Source organism: Pseudomonas donghuensis (assembly GCF_000259195.1).
GTDB lineage: Bacteria > Pseudomonadota > Gammaproteobacteria > Pseudomonadales > Pseudomonadaceae > Aquipseudomonas > Aquipseudomonas donghuensis.
In genome coordinates, this window is the sequence record NZ_JH650773.1 from 100,764 (window position 1) to 114,909 (window position 14,146).

A 14,146-nucleotide genomic window follows, 5' to 3' on the forward strand; every position below is an offset into this window, starting at 1 on the left:
TCGCCGATTGTCACCGCTTCTGCCTGGCCCTGGTCGAGCGCTTGCAGGCGTCGGGGCAATGCCGCATGAGGCTCGGGCAGACGGTGACGCGCATCCGTTACAGCGGCGCGGTGGTGCAGGCGCTGGAACTGGGTGAGCAGGTCTTGCCGGTGGAGCGCCTGGTGCTGTGTGCCGGGCACCGCAGTGCCAGCCTCGGCCTGCCCGGGTTGCACCTGCCAATCTATCCCCTCAAAGGCTACAGCCTGACCGCGCCGATCAAGGCCGGGCAGCAGGCGCCCCAGGTGAGCATCACCGACTATGACCGCAAGATCGTCTATGCCCGCCTTGAAGACCAACTGCGCATCGCCGCCATGGTCGATATCGTCGGCTTTGATGAAGCGCCCGATCCAGCGCGGCTGGCCAGCATGCGCCAGTTGGCCGTGGCGACCTTGCCCGAGGCCGCCGACTACCAACATGCCTGCGAGTGGGCCGGGATGCGTCCGGCAACCCCCAGTGGCGTGCCGTTGCTCGGTGCCACGGCGTACCGCAATCTGTGGCTCAACCTGGGTCATGGCGCCCTGGGCTTTACCCTGGCCTGTGCCAGTGGCCGGCTGCTGGCCGAACTGATAGGCGGCCGTACGCCGTCGATCGACCTGCACGGCCTTACCCCACGGGCGGCCTGAACTGAACAAGAACAACAACCGCAAGGAGTGTCCCGATGTCGATTACCCGTTTGCACCGTCCTGCTCTGCTTGCCCTGTCATTGTGCTTCGCGCAGCCCATTCTGGCCGAAACGCCGCCGCTCACCGGCAGCCTGAAGAAGATCGCCGAATCCGGCAGCATCACCCTCGGCTATCGCGACTCGTCCATTCCGTTTTCTTATGTGGGCGATCACAGCGGCAAACCCATGGGCTATTCGGTCGACCTGGCGGCTGAAATCGTCAAGCACCTGCAGGCCAAGCTGGCAGTGCCACAGCTCAAGGTGCGCTACAACCTGGTGACCTCGCAGACGCGCATTCCACTGGTGCAGAACGGCACGGTCGATCTGGAGTGCGGTACCACCGGGGTCACGGCCGAGCGGCAGAAACAGGTGGATTTCTCGTATGGCTTTATCTTCGTCAAAGGCCAGTTGCTGACCAAAAAGGACAGCGGCATTCAGGGCCTTGATGACCTCAAGGGCAAGAACGTGGTCAGCACCGCCGGCACCACCAATGAGAAGTACCTGAAAAACTACAACCTGGAGCACAACCTTGGCGCCTCGGTGATCAGCGCCAAGGACCATGGCGAGGCCTTCATGATGCTGCAGTCCGGGCGCGCGGCGGCGTTCTACATGGATGATGCGCTGCTGTACGGCGAGCGGGCCAAGGCGCGCAACCCCCATGACTGGGTGGTGGTGGGCGAGGCACAATCGAAGGAGATCTACAGCTGCATGGTGCGCAAGGGCGATGAGGGCCTGCTGGCGCTGGTCAACGAGGCGCTGGCGGATGTCTATCGCAGCGGGCGCATCGAGGGCATCTACAATCGCTGGTTCCAGCAGCCGATCCCGCCCAATGGCCTTAACCTGGAGTTTCCGATGACCAGTGAATTGAAGGGCCTGATTGCCAGGCCGTCGAGTGAGCCGGTGCAGTAACGCCGCCGGCCCTGCAGGGTACACACAACTCCACTGTGGGAGCCGGCCTTGCCGGCGATGAGGCCAGTGCGGTCAGCACAGGATCGAGTGCATACAGCTTCAGGCCATTGGCGGCAAGCGTCGTTTCACCGGGGTCTTCTTGACGATCGCGGTGTTGGTTTCGGCATGGCTGTTGAGCTTGTCCAGCACGGTGTCGAGCTGTTCCATCGAGCGCACGTGCAGGCGCGCGATAAAACAGTCGTCGCCGGTGACCTTGTCGCATTCGGTGAATTCGGGGATGGCCATGATCTGCCGCTCCACCTCCTGCAGTTGCCCTGGCAGCGGCCGCACCCGCACGATCGCCTGCAACTGGTAACCGAAACAGCGCGGGTCGATCTCCACCGTGTAGCCCGTGAGTACGCCACGCTCTTCAAGCCGGCGCAGGCGTTCACTGACACTGGGGGATGACAGGCCGCTGAGCTGCGCCAGGGCTTTAAGCGAGCGCCGCGAGTCTTCCATCAGCGCCTTGATCAACAGCTGGTCGATGTCGTCGGTCATACTGGCCTCGTTAGGCAAAAAACAAAATCTGCCTTGATAGTAAAGGTAGAGGTTCAGTCTAGCCTGTTTTATCCACTGGAACGGGCCCTGAAGCCCTTGTCATAATTTGCCCATCGTCAAGGAGGTGAGTGATGGACAGTTCAATACGCCGTGGGTCGCTTGAGATGGTCGCCGCGATGTTGATTTCCGGGACCATTGGCTGGTTCGTGCTGGTGTCCGGGCAACCGGTGCTGGATGTGGTGTTCTGGCGCTGCGTGTTCGGCGCCGGCACCTTGCTGCTGATTTGCCTGGCCATGGGTTTTCTCAAGCCCAATCTCCTGACCTTGACCACCTTCGCCCTGGCGGTGCTCAGTGGCGTGGCCATCGTCGGCAACTGGGTGTTGCTGTTCGCCTCCTACTCGCGGGCCTCGATTGCCATCGGCACGGCGGTATACAACGTCCAGCCGTTCATGCTGGTGGGTCTGGCGGCGCTGTTTCTCGGCGAGAAAATCACCGTGCCGAAGCTGTTCTGGCTGGCGGTTTCCTTTGCCGGGATGCTGGCGATCGTCAGTGCCCATGGCAACCAGGGCGGCAGCGGCAACGACTACCTGCTGGGCATTGCCCTGGCCCTGGGCGCGGCGTTTCTGTATGCGCTGGCGGCGCTGATCATCAAGCGCCTGAGCGGCACCCCACCGCACCTGATTGCCCTGATCCAGGTGTGCACCGGCATCCTCTTGCTGGCGCCCTGGGCTAACACCCGCGGCCTGCCGGGCGATGCCGGCGCGCTGGCCAGCCTGGTGACCCTGGGCATCGTTCACACCGGGGTGATGTACGTGCTGCTGTACGGGGCGATCCAGAAGCTGCCGACCGCCTTGACCGGGGCGCTGTCGTTCATCTACCCGATTGCGGCGATCTTCGTCGACTGGTTCGCCTTCGGCCATCGCCTGGAGCCGCTGCAATGGCTGGGGGTGGCCGCGATCCTGCTGGCCGCGGCCGGTATGCAGCAAGGCTGGTGGTTCAAGCCCGCGCTCAAGGCTCCGGCGGTCAAGCCAGACTGACCGCCGCACGGTCGATCAGGGCTGCCACTTCGGCGGCCCTGGAGGCCAGCGAGGCATGGCTGGCGTCCAGCGTGAGCAACTCCTTGGGTTGCATGCGTTCAGCCATGAGTTTCTGGTTGTCCGGGTGGATCATCCGGTCGTGGCTCGAGAGCTGGTACCAGGTGGGTTTGTGTTGCCACGCAGGGTCGCCGATGGTGTCGCCGAAGGTGCTGGCCAGCGGCGCCTTCTGGGTCACGCTCATGACCAGCCCTTCGTCCTTGCTCAGGTCCTGGCAAAAGCTTTCATGCATCTTGTCGGGTTTGATCCACAGGTAGCCATCGCCATCCGGCTGCAGGTTGGCTGCCGCTTCAGGCGGGTTGTTGGCAGTGATGCTGCCTGGGCTTTCGCCTTTTTCGGGGGCAAAGGCGGCAATGTAGACCAGGCCCGCAACATTGGCCTGGTTGCCCATCTGGGTAATCACCGCGCCGCCGTAGGAGTGCCCGACCAGCAGCACCTTGCCCGTAATCGAGGCGACCATCTTGCGTGTGCGTTCGGCATCGTCGGCCAGTGAGGTCAGGGGCATTTCCACGGCATGCAGGTTACGGTGGCCCAAGCGTGACAGTTCGAGGATGACCCGGCTCCAGTGGGCGGCGCCGCCCCAGAAACCATGGACCAGGACAATGGACGGGGTCTCGCTCATGATCATTCTCCAGTGCAGGGGTGGAATGCTAGTGTAGATGCTTATGACTGCTTATGAAGGACCGCGCCGATGGCCCAGAACATCTACGACAACCCGGACTTTTTCCATGGCTACAGCCAGCCGGGGCGCTCGCGCGCAGACCTCGACACCCTGGAATTGCCCAAGGCCGCCTTCGATCTTGCCTACAGCTCCCTGACCCTGCATTACATCGACGATCTGCCGCGTCTGTTCGCCAACGTGCACGCGGCCTTGCGCCCGATGGCGTGATCAAGTATCACCGCACCCCGGGCACCTTGCTCAATCAGCTGGTAGGCGCCGGCTTCACCCTGGCCCATGCTGTGCCTGGTGGCCGCGCAACGTTGAACGCGCATACAGGGAGGTAGGCATGTTTTCCAAAATCAGCCTCGAGCAGTGGCGTGCATTTGTCGCCACGGTCGAGTGCGGCGGCTTTTTGCAGGCTGCCGAGCATTTGTTCAAGTCCCAGTCGGCGGTCAGTCATTCGGTCAATCGCATGGAGGTGCTGCTCGGCCATGAGCTGTTCATCATCGAGGGTCGCAAGGCGGTTTTGACCCCCTTGGGCCAGGCGTTGCTGCCCCAGGCCAAGCATTTGCTCGGCGCGGCGCAAAAGCTTGAACAATTGGCCAATCAGTACCAGCCGGGGTTGTTCAACGAGCTGGCGCTGGCGGTCGATGTACTGTTCCCGCTCGAGCTGTTGCAAGAGGCTTTGCAGGGGTATTCGGCAACTTTCGCGGACTATCGTATTCGCCTGTATGAAACCGCATTGTCTGGTGCGGGCGAGCTGCTGGAAGACGGCAAGGTCGAGCTGGGAATTGCCAGCAGCCTGCCCGCTGGTTACCTGCAGGAATTGCTGCTGACGGTAAAACTGGTCTGCGTGGTCGGCGCCGATCACCCGCTGGCCGCCAGCCAGGGCGAGCTGGGCCTTGCGGATTTGCAGCCGCATCGGCAGGTGGTGATTCGTGACTCGGGCACCCGCCATCCGCAGAACAGCGGCTGGCTCGGCACCTCCCAGCGCTGGACGGTCAGCAGCCTGGCGGCGGCCTGCACCCTGGTCGAGCGCGGGATGGGCTTTGCCTGGCTGCCCGAGCATGCGATCAATGAATCGCTGGCTGCCGGGCGTTTGCGCCGCGTGGCGCTGCAGCATCAACGCCAGCGGGAAGTGCCGCTGTACATTGGCTACCCGCAAGCGCTGCGGCACAGCCCCGACGTGCAACTGCTGGTGCAGGTGCTGGGGGAGCTATGCCAGCGCTGCAATAGCCGCTGCGCACCTTAAGACAAAATCGCCTCGGTCTTGTCCAGGTTGTCGCGGATGTCGCTGAGCACTTGGCGCAACTGCTTCAGGGTCAGGCATTCAGACAAGCGAAAGCGCTCGGCGATCACCAGCGAGGGCACCGAGCGCAAGCCCAGTTCGCGACCCTGGCGCAGATCCCGCTCCAGCAACGCAGGCGCATCGTGCTGCAAGCTGTGGGCGAAGGCCTGTGGATCGAAGCCGGCCTCTGCGGCGATTGCCAGCACAGTGGCCTTGTCACCGATGTTGCGGTTCTTGACCAGGTGCGCCCACTGCAGGCGGTCGAACATCAGTTCGTGACCGGCATTGCCAGCCAGCGCATGGGCTGCCTGGCAGGCAGTGGCGGCGAGCAGGCCGTTGGGGTATTCGAAGTCTTGCTCGCGCATGCCCGGGATGTTGATGCGTTTTTCGTCCTCGGCGCGGGCGCAGGCCTGCCAGTGATCAAGGATGGTTTCCTTGGCCTGGGGCATCGAGCCAAAGCGCTGGATCATCGCCTCGCGGCTGCTTTGCAGGATGAAACTGCGGTGCTGGATATCCAGCTCGAACTCGGCTTGCAACTGTTTTAGGCGCGGGGCCAGGACAAAGCACCAGGCGCAGACGACATCGTGGAAGAATTCGATTTTCAGGGTAGACATGGCAAAGATCCGCGAGTGAAGGTGCGGGCACTATCGGCAACGGCGGCGGGCAAAAAAAGCGACAAAAACCGGCCACACTCACCCATCGTGTTCATCAATGGCCGAACGGCCTGCTGTCACCGGCGGGGCAGAGTAGAATAGGCGGCTTTACCCGATTGAATCTGCCCATGACCTCTGTGATCGACACCCTCCACCAGCACCTGCTCGCCGCCCTTGACCCGGCGCCGGCCGAAACCCGCCGCCTGTTTCACGGGCGCGGGCGCTGCTGGCCGGGGCTTGAGCAGATCACGGTGGACTGGTTGCAGGGCGTGCTGCTGGTGTCGCTGTTTCGCGAGCCGCCCGAGGGCCAGTTACCGGCGCTGGAGCACATGCTCCTGGCCCTGGCCGAAGCACCCTGCTGGAGTGGCCAGGCGATTCTGCTCCAGCATCGCTACCTGCCGGACAGCCCCGGGCAGTGGTTGCTCGGCACACCCTGTGAGCACTGGCTGATCGATGAGGACGGCCTGCGTTATCAGTTGGACCTGGGCCTTAAGCAGAACACCGGGCTGTTCCTCGATATGCGTTATGGCCGGCGCTGGGTGCGCGAGCAGGCGGTGGGCAAGCGCGTGCTCAACCTGTTCGCCTACACCTGCGGGTTCTCGCTGGCGGCGATTGCCGGTGGTGCCGAGCAGGTGGTGAACCTGGACATGGCGCGTTCGGCGTTGAGCCGCGGGCGCGACAACCATCGGCATAACGGCCATGACCTGGGCAAGGTGAGTTTTCTTGGCCATGAGCTGTTCAAGTCGTGGGGCAAGGTGCGCAAGTCCGGGCCCTATGACCTAATCATCATCGACCCGCCGACCTTCCAGAAAGGCAGCTTCGTCCTGACCCAGGATTACCGCAAGATCCTGCGGCGCCTGCCGGAACTGTTGAGCGACGGCGGCACGGTGCTGGCCTGCGTCAACGACCCGGCGATCGGCCCGGACTTCCTCGTCGACGGCATGGCCGCAGAAGCGCCGGGGCTGACCTTCGTCGAACGCCTGGCCAACCCGCCGGAGTTCCCCGATAGCGATCCGGCGGGCGGGCTCAAGGCGTTGGTGTTCAGGGACCTTGTGTAGGCGCGGGCTTGCCCCGCGATAGCATTCTGTCAGCCATCGCGCATCGCGGGGCAAGCCCGCTCCTACTTGGCTAACCGTCGCCAGCCGAGCACCACACCACTGACACTCAGCACCAACCCGCCCAGGCTGAAGGCGATCATCCAGGCATCCCACAGCGGGCGCTGTTGCAACAGCGGCAGCCAGTCCCAACTGTGCAGCAACGAGAACAACCAGCGCGACACGCGCCGCGGCTGGTCGAGCACGCCCAGTACCTCGCCGGTGTACAGGTCCAGATGCAGCCAGGTCTGCTGCGGGTCGGCAAAGCGCACGCGCAACACCGGCAAGCGTTTTTCCAGGTGCCCGAGCATGCTCTGTTCGGCCCTGGCGTAGTAGTAGAAGTCGTAGGCTTCTAGCTGCTCGCTGTGCATCTGGCCCTGTGGCAGTAACGCTTGCGCTGCATGCTCGAGCAGCTCCCTGGGCAGGCGCTCGAGCACCTGGCCGTCGGCCATCGACAGCACCCGGGTGCGCCCGGCGCCGTCATGAGCGACCAGGTATCCCGCGCCAGCGATCAAGCGCCACTCAAGTTCACGTGCGTTGAAGCCCTGTTGGTCAAAGCGCATCAGCGCTTCACTGGCAGACACCGGAAAAGCCGCCGCCGACAACGGCCCGCCTTGATACGCCGCAACGTTCAGCGGCACTGAACTGCTGAACAGCCGCCACGGGTTCATCGACATCAGGCCGCTGAAGATCCAGGTGATCGCCAGCACGCCGAACAGCAAGCCGCCGATATGGTGCCAACGGGCAAACCCACGGTAGGGCGAGCGCGAGCCACTGCGATAGGGCTTGCGCAGGCGCCAACGGAGGATGCCGATCACCGCACCGAGCACTGCCATCAGCGTGGCGGCCAGCGACAGGTAGATCACCAGATTGCTCCACAGGCCGTCCACGCCGATGCCACGCAACGGGTACAGCCAGTGCAGCCAGGCGCCGACCAGGTTCCAGCCGCGTTCCACGGCGCTGGCATCGCGCACCACTTCGCCGGTGTGCCCGGAGATGTACAGCAGGGTGCGCTCGCCATCGTCGAGCTGTACCCGCTGCAACGGGCGCTCGGCGTCGAGGGCGCGAGAGTGGCTCCACAGGTCCTCAAACACTGCGCCGCGATAGCTGGCCGTGGCCACGGCGTCGTACTGACGAGCACTGGCCAGGGCCTGTTCGCGCTCGATCGGTTGCAGGCGCTGGCCCGTGCGGGCATCCACCGCCACGCTGGCGCGGCCCGGATAGCTGAACAGGTAGCGCGGCTGCGCGGCCACCATGCTCAGGCGGATGCTCGCGGGGCTGCGTTCGGCATCGGCACTGCGCAGGGCAGTACCGAGGTCGACGCAGCAGTCTGTCAGGCGCAATGCTGGTAGATGGGCGAAGTGCTCGCGCGGGGTCAGCTTGGGGTAGCCGACATACAGCATGACCATGCCCGAGAAGAACCACAGCGCCATGAACAGGCACAAGCCGATGCCCAGCCAGCGGTGCCACAGGTACAGGTAACGTTTCATCGGTGGCGTCCTAGAAGCGCGTCTGCACGGCCAGCTCAAGGGTGCGCGGGGCACCGAGGTAGAGCATGCTCGAGGAGGTCCAGCGGGCGTACACCTCGTCGGTCAGGTTGCGCACCCGGGCGGTGATGCGCGTGTCGTCATCGACCTTGAAGCCGAGGAAGGCGCCGAAGATCGTGTATGACGGCGCATAGCGGGTGTTGGCTGCATCGGCATACACCGAAGATACATAGCGGCTGTCGGCACCGACTTGCCAGCTCGGGTCGATGTCGTAGGTCAGCCACAGGTTGGCAACCCGCTCGGGGATGTTGGTCGGGGTGTTGCCCTTGCGCGAGATCGAGCGACCGCCGACGTTCTCGTTGAACTCATCGTACTGGGCGTCGACATAGGCAAAGTTACCCTCGGCCAACAGCTTCGGGGTGACATGCAGCGAGGCGGCCACCTCGACCCCGCGCGAAGACTGCTTGCCCACCGGCTGGGTGACGCTGGGGTTGGCGGCATCGGCGGTGGCCAGGTTCTTGCGCTCGATCTGGTAGGCGGCGACGGTGGCGGCGCCACGACCGTCGAGGAAGCTGAACTTGCTGCCCACTTCCAGTTGCTTGCCGGTGCTCAGGTCAAAGTCGCGTACCGAGGCAAAGCTGGCGGTGCTGAGCATGCCCGAGGGCGGGTCGGCGGCGGTGCTGTACTGCACGTAGACGTTGGCCGCCGGGGTCAGCTCGTAGACCAGGCCGATGCGCCCGGTGGTGGGCTCGTAGCTGCGCTGGAAGTCCAGCGGGTTGTTGGCATCGACCGTGCGGTAGTTATGCACATCGAGGTCGATATGGTCGTAGCGCAAACCAGTGAGCAGCGACAGGCGCTCAGTCAGCTGCAGACGGTTTTCGACGAAAGCCGCCCAGGTGTCGACGGTGTTCTCGCGGTTCTTCTGATAGCCCGGGACCATGCCGTTCAGATTATAGAAATGCCCGGGTTCGAAGGTGGCCGGGTCGACGCTGTCGAAAATGCCGGTGATCGAGCGCGGGTAGCTCATCTGCACGTTGTGGCTGTAGTCCAGGCCCGCCGACCACTGGCTGTTCAAGCCGAACAACTGGCCCTCGTGCAACAGTTCGAAGCGGTTGCCGTTGAGCTCCTGGTCGTGGCGTTGCAGCAGCGCGTTGGAGCGGTTTACCCGGCTGTTGTCGGCGTTGTAGGCGTAGGTTTCGAGGTTACGGAAGTTACGCTCGGTGTTGTAGTGGTAGAGCGTGTTGCGCAGCGAGGTGGTGTCGTTGAAACGGTAGTCGGTGATCGAGCGCAGCCAGCGCACGCGCTGTTCGTAGCGGCCGTCCTCGACGTTGTAGTTCTCGAAGCGGCGGCTCTCGTCGACCTTCATTTCGCCACCCAGCGGGTTGAGCACCGGGCTGCCCCAATAGGGGCTGTCGACCGTTTCGTTCTGATACTCCACGGCCAGGGTGTGGGACAGCTGGTCGTTGATGTCGGTTAGCAGCGAGAACGCCACGGTCCAGGCATCGCGCTCTTCGCGATCGACATAACCATTGCTTTTGCTGTGGCTGAAATCCAGGCGGGCGTAGTTGCGGATGCCGTCGCCGTCGTTGAGCGCATGGTTGAAACCGAACGAGGTTTCGCTGCTGTCGTAGGAGCCGTACGTGATCCGCCCTTCGTTGAAGTTCTCGTCACGACTGGCCAGCTTGGTGATGTAGTTGATCGAGCCGCCGACGGCACCGGCACCGAAGAGGAAGCTCGACGGCCCGCCGACGGCTTCGACCCGGTCATAGATCCAGCTGTCCACCGGGCGCGCGGCGATGGAGTCGTACTGCACGCTGATGCCGTTGAACAGTTGGGTGATCTGTGCCCCGGAAAAGCCCCGATAAGCTACTGAGCCGGCAGAGCCGGGCGGCGAGGCGGCGGTCATGCCGGGCACGCCGTTGAGCACGTCCTGGGTGGTCTGGGCGCCGCGCTGCTGGATCTGCTGGCGGTTGACGATGTTCACCGAAGCCGGGGTTTGCCGCGGGGTCAGGCCAAGGCGCGAGCCGGTTTGCGAAGGGGTGTCGAGCAGTACGCCGTCTTCGGCGTCGGCGCGGCTGTTGATGCGCAGGTCAGGCAAGGTCAGCGGCGCCTCGGCCACAGCATTGAAGGACAGCGCGCACAGCAGTGCCGCGCAACCGGACAGGCGATAGGAGTAGGGCATGAATCACACTCTGGAAATTGAGCCAACGGCCGCCTGCACCTGTCAGGCAGGCGCAGCAAAAAAACGGCCGGTTTCAGGCAGCCCGGGGAGCTGCCAGGAGGTTCAAGCCAGAAGCGGGGAGGCGCGGGGATTGGCGGCGGGCCAGCAATAACGCGGCGGCGCCTTGCTGCGCAGTTCGCGGTGATAGCGGCGTACACGGCTGACCGCCAGCAGCCAGCCGATAACCAGCGCAAGGCCCAGGCACACCACGGCCGCGGCGCACACCGGGCAGGTCTGCATACTGTCCCAGCCGGCTACTGCCTGATCGCCGAAATCGCTTTTCAGTGTCGGCCCGGCGGTGCCCATGGCTGAGCAATAGGCGCCGCCAATGCCATTGAGCTGCAAGCCCATCATCTGCCCGTGACCGAAACCGCAGGCGAACAGATTGAACAGGACACAGAAGTACAAGGTCCAGGCAATCAGCGGGCGGTCGGAGGGGGTGCGGTTCATGGCCGCGACTTTAGCACCGATGCCCGCAGGCGTTAAAGCCGAATCAGGCCTGTTGTTCGGTGACTTTCTGCGGCGGCGGGTTGTATTGCGCGAAGCTGTCGCGGGGCAAGCCCGCCCCTACACATTCAGTAGGAGCGGGCTTGCCCGGCGATGAGGCCCTTACTGCCCGGTATAGATCTGGTCGAAAACCCCGCCATCGTTGAAGTGGGTTTTCTGCACGGTGCGCCAGTCACCGAAAGTCTTCTCCACCGAGAGGAAGTCGACTTTCGGGAAGCGGTCGGTGTACTTGGCCAGTACCGCCGCATCACGCGGACGCAGGTAGTTGTTGGCGGCGATTTCCTGAGCCTCTGGCGACCACAGGTACTTCAGGTAGGCCTCGGCGGTGGCGCGGCTGCCTTTCTTGTCGACCACCTTGTCGACCACGCTCACCGGCGGCTCGGCCTCGGCGGAAACGCTTGGGTAGATCACTTCGAACTGATCGCGACCGAACTCGCGGGCGATCATCTCGGCTTCGTTCTCGAAGGTCACCAGCACGTCGCCGATCTGGTTGGTCATGAAGGTAGTGGTGGCGGCGCGGCCACCGGTATCGAGCACCGGTGCCTGCTTGAACAGCTTGCCGACAAAGTCCTTGGCCTTGTTCTCGTCACCACCGTTCTTCAGCACATAGCCCCAAGCCGAGAGGTAGGTGTAGCGGCCGTTACCGGAGGTTTTCGGGTTCGGCACGATGACCTGGACACCGTCCTTGAGCAGGTCGGGCCAGTCTTTCAGGGCCTTGGGGTTGCCCTTGCGGACGATGAACACGGTAGCCGAGGTGAACGGCGCGCTGTTGTTCGGCAGGCGCGTGACCCAGTTATCCGGGACCAGTTTGCCGTTGTCGGCCAGGGCATTGATGTCGGTGGCCATGTTCATGGTGATGACGTCGGCCGGCAGGCCATCGATCACCGAACGGGCCTGCTTGCTGGAGCCGCCGAAGGACATCTGCACGGTGATTTTCTCTTTGTGCTCGGCTTCCCAGTGCTTCTGGAACGCGGCGTTGTAGTCCTTGTAGAAGTCGCGCATCACGTCATAGGAGACGTTCAGCAACGGTGCCGGAGCGGCCTGGGCCAGGGAGCCGAAGGCGAGGCCGGCGGCCAGAAGCGAGGCACTGAAGAGTTTTTTCACTGCGCATTCCTTGTTCGAGTTGGCGTTAAAGGCATTATGCCAGCGACTATAGCGGTTGGGCTTTAGGCGCTAAAAGATTAAAAAGTGCTTTGCTTATAGCGTTTTCCTGAACAGCGCATTGCCGCAGCGCGAGCAGAATGCGGCGCCGTGTTCATGGCTGTTTTTCCGGCACACCGGGCAGTCGTGCTGCAGTTGTTCGCCGCGCATGGCGTTGGCAAGCTCCGCAGTGAAAATCCCGGTGGGCACGGCGATGATCGAGTAACCGGTGATCATCACCATCGATGACAGCACCTGGCCCAGCGGGGTCTTGGGCACGATGTCGCCAAAGCCGACGGTGGTCAGGGTGACGATGGCCCAGTAGATGCCCTTGGGGATGCTGGTAAAGCCATGCTCGGGGCCCTCGACCACGTACATCAGGGTGCCGAACACGGTGACCAGGGTCGAGACGCTGAGCAAGAACACGATGATCTTCTGCTTGCTGCCGCGCAGGGCCGCGAGCAGGTAATGGGCCTGTTTGAGGTACGGGCTGAGCTTGAGCACGCGAAAGATCCGCAGCATACGGATGACGCGGATGATCAGCAGGTACTGGGCGTCGCTGTAGTACAGGGCGATGATCCCCGGCACGATCGCCAGCAGGTCGACCAGGCCATAAAAACTGAAGGCGTAGCGCAAGGGCTTGGGCGAGCAGTACAGGCGGATCAGGTACTCGACCAGGAAGATCGCGGTAAAACCCCATTCGATGGCCGCCAGTACCCCGGCATAGCGCTGGTGCACCTCGTCGATGCTGTCGAGGATCACCGTGACCAGGCTGGCAAGGATGATCAGCAGCAGGATGCTGTCGAAGCGCCGGCCGGCGACCGTGTCGGTTTGAAAAACGATGACGTAGAGCCGCTCGCGCCAGCTCGAAGGGGTGTCCATAGGCTCGTTCCAAAGGCAGATGGGCAGAGCCTAGGGGCTGCACCTCAGCTGTGCAAGCGACGCCGGCTGTGGGACGCCGGCAGGCGCAGCAGGCGGCCACCGCCGTGCAGCAGCCAGCAGGCGAGGATGAACGGCGCGGTCAGACCGGGCACTGGCAGCAGGCTGAACGCCGGTTGCAGGGCAATCGCCAGGACGATGGCCAGCAGCGGCAACCAGGGCCGCTGGCGCTCTTGGCTGAAGGCCAGGGCGGCAAGGGCAGCGTTGAAGCCGAACAGGCCGTTATAGGCCGCCATCGCTTCGCCACCGAGCAACGCCACGCTGCCGCCGATGGCCGAGCCGAGCAGGGCCCAGACTGCTGCGTAGCGATTGGAAATCAGCAGGCCGATGGCGATCAGCCCTCCGGCCAGGGGCTGGTCGAGCAAGAAGATCTGCCCGAGACCGCGCGCCAGGGCGAACAGAGGGTTGGCCTCGACGCTGGTGCTGGCGGCGCTGGCGGGTTCGGCCATGGCCAGCGCAGCCCAGCCGAGCAAGACGAACGGCGCCGTGTAGGCGGGCAGCAGTTGCCGGGGGCCGGCGCGCTTGAGCCACTGGTGCACGAGCATGCTGCTCAGGCCGCCGGCGGCGATGATCAGGGGCGGCAGGATCGCCGACCAGGGCAGGGCATAGCTGATCAACAGGCCGATCAGCACGCCGTTGTAGCTGTACAGGCCGGCCTGGCGGTCGCTGCGGTTGTAGCCGCGACGCTGGGCGGTCAGCAGCCCGGCGAGGGCACCGAGCAAGGCGCCACCGACCAGGTCGGGCGCGGTCAGGGTAATCGCCAGCAAGCAGCACAGGCCACACAGCGGATTGCGCTGCAGCAGCACCTGGCTGAAGCCGTTGAGCAAGGCCGTGGCCCAGTCGGGGCACGGGTTGACGAAATTCTTGGTGTACATGGGGGCAGTCTGGGTTGATGTGGAGTGGGGCGCCTCTTTGG

Annotated in this window: 15 protein-coding genes; 6 read left to right on the plus strand and 9 right to left on the minus strand. The window is 63.7% G+C overall.

The genetic code is table 11. The annotated features are described in order from the left end of the window. On the plus strand, window positions 1-662 hold a 662-nt coding region (locus tag UW3_RS29800; RefSeq protein WP_010225077.1), incomplete at its 5' end, for an FAD-dependent oxidoreductase. Between the two features lie 35 nt (window positions 663-697). Then, window positions 698-1,609, plus strand: coding sequence for a transporter substrate-binding domain-containing protein (locus tag UW3_RS0120225; RefSeq protein WP_010225079.1), 912 nt, complete (start codon window positions 698-700; stop codon window positions 1,607-1,609). 99 nt (window positions 1,610-1,708) lie between these two features. On the opposite strand, the gene UW3_RS0120230 is transcribed toward UW3_RS0120225, so the two are convergent. Then, window positions 1,709-2,146 (minus strand): Lrp/AsnC family transcriptional regulator, encoded by a 438-nt coding sequence (locus UW3_RS0120230; RefSeq protein ID WP_010225080.1) that lies wholly within the window; start codon window positions 2,144-2,146, stop codon window positions 1,709-1,711. A gap of 131 nt (window positions 2,147-2,277) precedes the next feature. On the opposite strand from UW3_RS0120230, the gene UW3_RS0120235 reads away from it, so the two are divergent. Continuing rightward, window positions 2,278-3,183 (plus strand): DMT family transporter, encoded by a 906-nt coding sequence (locus UW3_RS0120235; protein ID WP_010225081.1) that lies wholly within the window; start codon window positions 2,278-2,280, stop codon window positions 3,181-3,183. Here the strand turns inward: UW3_RS0120235 and UW3_RS0120240 are convergent. Next, window positions 3,170-3,862 (minus strand): alpha/beta hydrolase, encoded by a 693-nt coding sequence (locus UW3_RS0120240; protein ID WP_010225082.1) that lies wholly within the window; start codon window positions 3,860-3,862, stop codon window positions 3,170-3,172. The two genes, UW3_RS0120235 and UW3_RS0120240, sit on opposite strands and share 14 nt — an antisense overlap. Before the next feature lie 69 nt (window positions 3,863-3,931). Here UW3_RS0120240 and UW3_RS29105 point away from each other — a divergent pair, with 69 nt between their 5' ends. Both UW3_RS29105 and UW3_RS27380 read left to right on the plus strand, forming a co-directional pair. After that, the gene (locus UW3_RS29105; RefSeq protein ID WP_010225083.1) at window positions 3,932-4,129 is read left to right on the plus strand and encodes a class I SAM-dependent methyltransferase; all 198 of its coding nucleotides are present in this window, start codon (window positions 3,932-3,934) and stop codon (window positions 4,127-4,129) included. Window positions 4,130-4,247: 118 nt separating this feature from the next. Continuing rightward, window positions 4,248-5,153 carry a LysR family transcriptional regulator gene (locus tag UW3_RS27380; protein WP_010225084.1) on the plus strand — a complete coding sequence of 302 codons (906 nt, stop codon included), beginning with the start codon at window positions 4,248-4,250 and terminating at the stop codon, window positions 5,151-5,153. Here UW3_RS27380 and UW3_RS0120255 read toward each other — a convergent pair. Continuing rightward, window positions 5,150-5,803, minus strand: coding sequence for a DsbA family oxidoreductase (locus tag UW3_RS0120255; protein ID WP_010225085.1), 654 nt, complete (start codon window positions 5,801-5,803; stop codon window positions 5,150-5,152). The genes UW3_RS27380 and UW3_RS0120255 overlap by 4 nt on opposite strands. A 167-nt stretch (window positions 5,804-5,970) precedes the next feature. On the opposite strand from UW3_RS0120255, the gene UW3_RS0120260 reads away from it, so the two are divergent. Next, window positions 5,971-6,900, plus strand: coding sequence for a class I SAM-dependent methyltransferase (locus UW3_RS0120260; RefSeq protein WP_010225089.1), 930 nt, complete (start codon window positions 5,971-5,973; stop codon window positions 6,898-6,900). 62 nt (window positions 6,901-6,962) lie between these two features. Here the strand turns inward: UW3_RS0120260 and UW3_RS0120265 are convergent, their stop codons facing one another. The 6 genes from UW3_RS0120265 to UW3_RS0120290 form a co-directional block, all read right to left on the minus strand. Continuing rightward, window positions 6,963-8,426 carry a PepSY domain-containing protein gene (locus UW3_RS0120265; protein ID WP_010225090.1) on the minus strand — a complete coding sequence of 488 codons (1,464 nt, stop codon included), beginning with the start codon at window positions 8,424-8,426 and terminating at the stop codon, window positions 6,963-6,965. 10 nt (window positions 8,427-8,436) lie between these two features. Continuing rightward, window positions 8,437-10,605: a TonB-dependent receptor gene (locus UW3_RS0120270; protein WP_010225092.1), complete on the minus strand. Its 2,169-nt coding sequence runs from the start codon at window positions 10,603-10,605 to the stop codon at window positions 8,437-8,439. Between the two features lie 102 nt (window positions 10,606-10,707). Further along, window positions 10,708-11,094, minus strand: a complete 387-nt coding sequence (locus UW3_RS0120275) for a DUF2946 domain-containing protein (protein ID WP_010225094.1) — start codon at window positions 11,092-11,094, stop codon at window positions 10,708-10,710. Between the two features lie 159 nt (window positions 11,095-11,253). After that, window positions 11,254-12,255, minus strand: a complete 1,002-nt coding sequence (locus tag UW3_RS0120280) for a sulfate ABC transporter substrate-binding protein (RefSeq protein ID WP_010225096.1) — start codon at window positions 12,253-12,255, stop codon at window positions 11,254-11,256. A gap of 93 nt (window positions 12,256-12,348) precedes the next feature. Then, complete coding sequence (locus UW3_RS0120285; protein ID WP_010225098.1) at window positions 12,349-13,173, minus strand: ion transporter; 825 nt, start codon at window positions 13,171-13,173, stop codon at window positions 12,349-12,351. Between the two features lie 44 nt (window positions 13,174-13,217). Next, complete coding sequence (locus UW3_RS0120290; protein ID WP_010225099.1) at window positions 13,218-14,105, minus strand: urea transporter; 888 nt, start codon at window positions 14,103-14,105, stop codon at window positions 13,218-13,220. Window positions 14,106-14,146 lie beyond the last annotated feature (41 nt).

Bases quoted from the DNA above. Each gene is read 5' to 3' on its own strand.
- UW3_RS0120225 (WP_010225079.1), top strand. From the start codon at position 698: ATGTCGATTACCCGTTTGCACCGTCCTGCTCTGCTTGCCCTGTCATTG.
- UW3_RS0120230 (WP_010225080.1), bottom strand. From the start codon at position 2,146: ATGACCGACGACATCGACCAGCTGTTGATCAAGGCGCTGATGGAAGAC.
- UW3_RS0120235 (WP_010225081.1), top strand. From the start codon at position 2,278: ATGGACAGTTCAATACGCCGTGGGTCGCTTGAGATGGTCGCCGCGATG.
- UW3_RS0120240 (WP_010225082.1), bottom strand. From the start codon at position 3,862: ATGAGCGAGACCCCGTCCATTGTCCTGGTCCATGGTTTCTGGGGCGGC.
- UW3_RS29105 (WP_010225083.1), top strand. From the start codon at position 3,932: ATGGCCCAGAACATCTACGACAACCCGGACTTTTTCCATGGCTACAGC.
- UW3_RS27380 (WP_010225084.1), top strand. From the start codon at position 4,248: ATGTTTTCCAAAATCAGCCTCGAGCAGTGGCGTGCATTTGTCGCCACG.
- UW3_RS0120255 (WP_010225085.1), bottom strand. From the start codon at position 5,803: ATGTCTACCCTGAAAATCGAATTCTTCCACGATGTCGTCTGCGCCTGG.
- UW3_RS0120260 (WP_010225089.1), top strand. From the start codon at position 5,971: ATGACCTCTGTGATCGACACCCTCCACCAGCACCTGCTCGCCGCCCTT.
- UW3_RS0120265 (WP_010225090.1), bottom strand. From the start codon at position 8,426: ATGAAACGTTACCTGTACCTGTGGCACCGCTGGCTGGGCATCGGCTTG.
- UW3_RS0120270 (WP_010225092.1), bottom strand. From the start codon at position 10,605: ATGCCCTACTCCTATCGCCTGTCCGGTTGCGCGGCACTGCTGTGCGCG.
- UW3_RS0120275 (WP_010225094.1), bottom strand. From the start codon at position 11,094: ATGAACCGCACCCCCTCCGACCGCCCGCTGATTGCCTGGACCTTGTAC.
- UW3_RS0120285 (WP_010225098.1), bottom strand. From the start codon at position 13,173: ATGGACACCCCTTCGAGCTGGCGCGAGCGGCTCTACGTCATCGTTTTT.
- UW3_RS0120290 (WP_010225099.1), bottom strand. From the start codon at position 14,105: ATGTACACCAAGAATTTCGTCAACCCGTGCCCCGACTGGGCCACGGCC.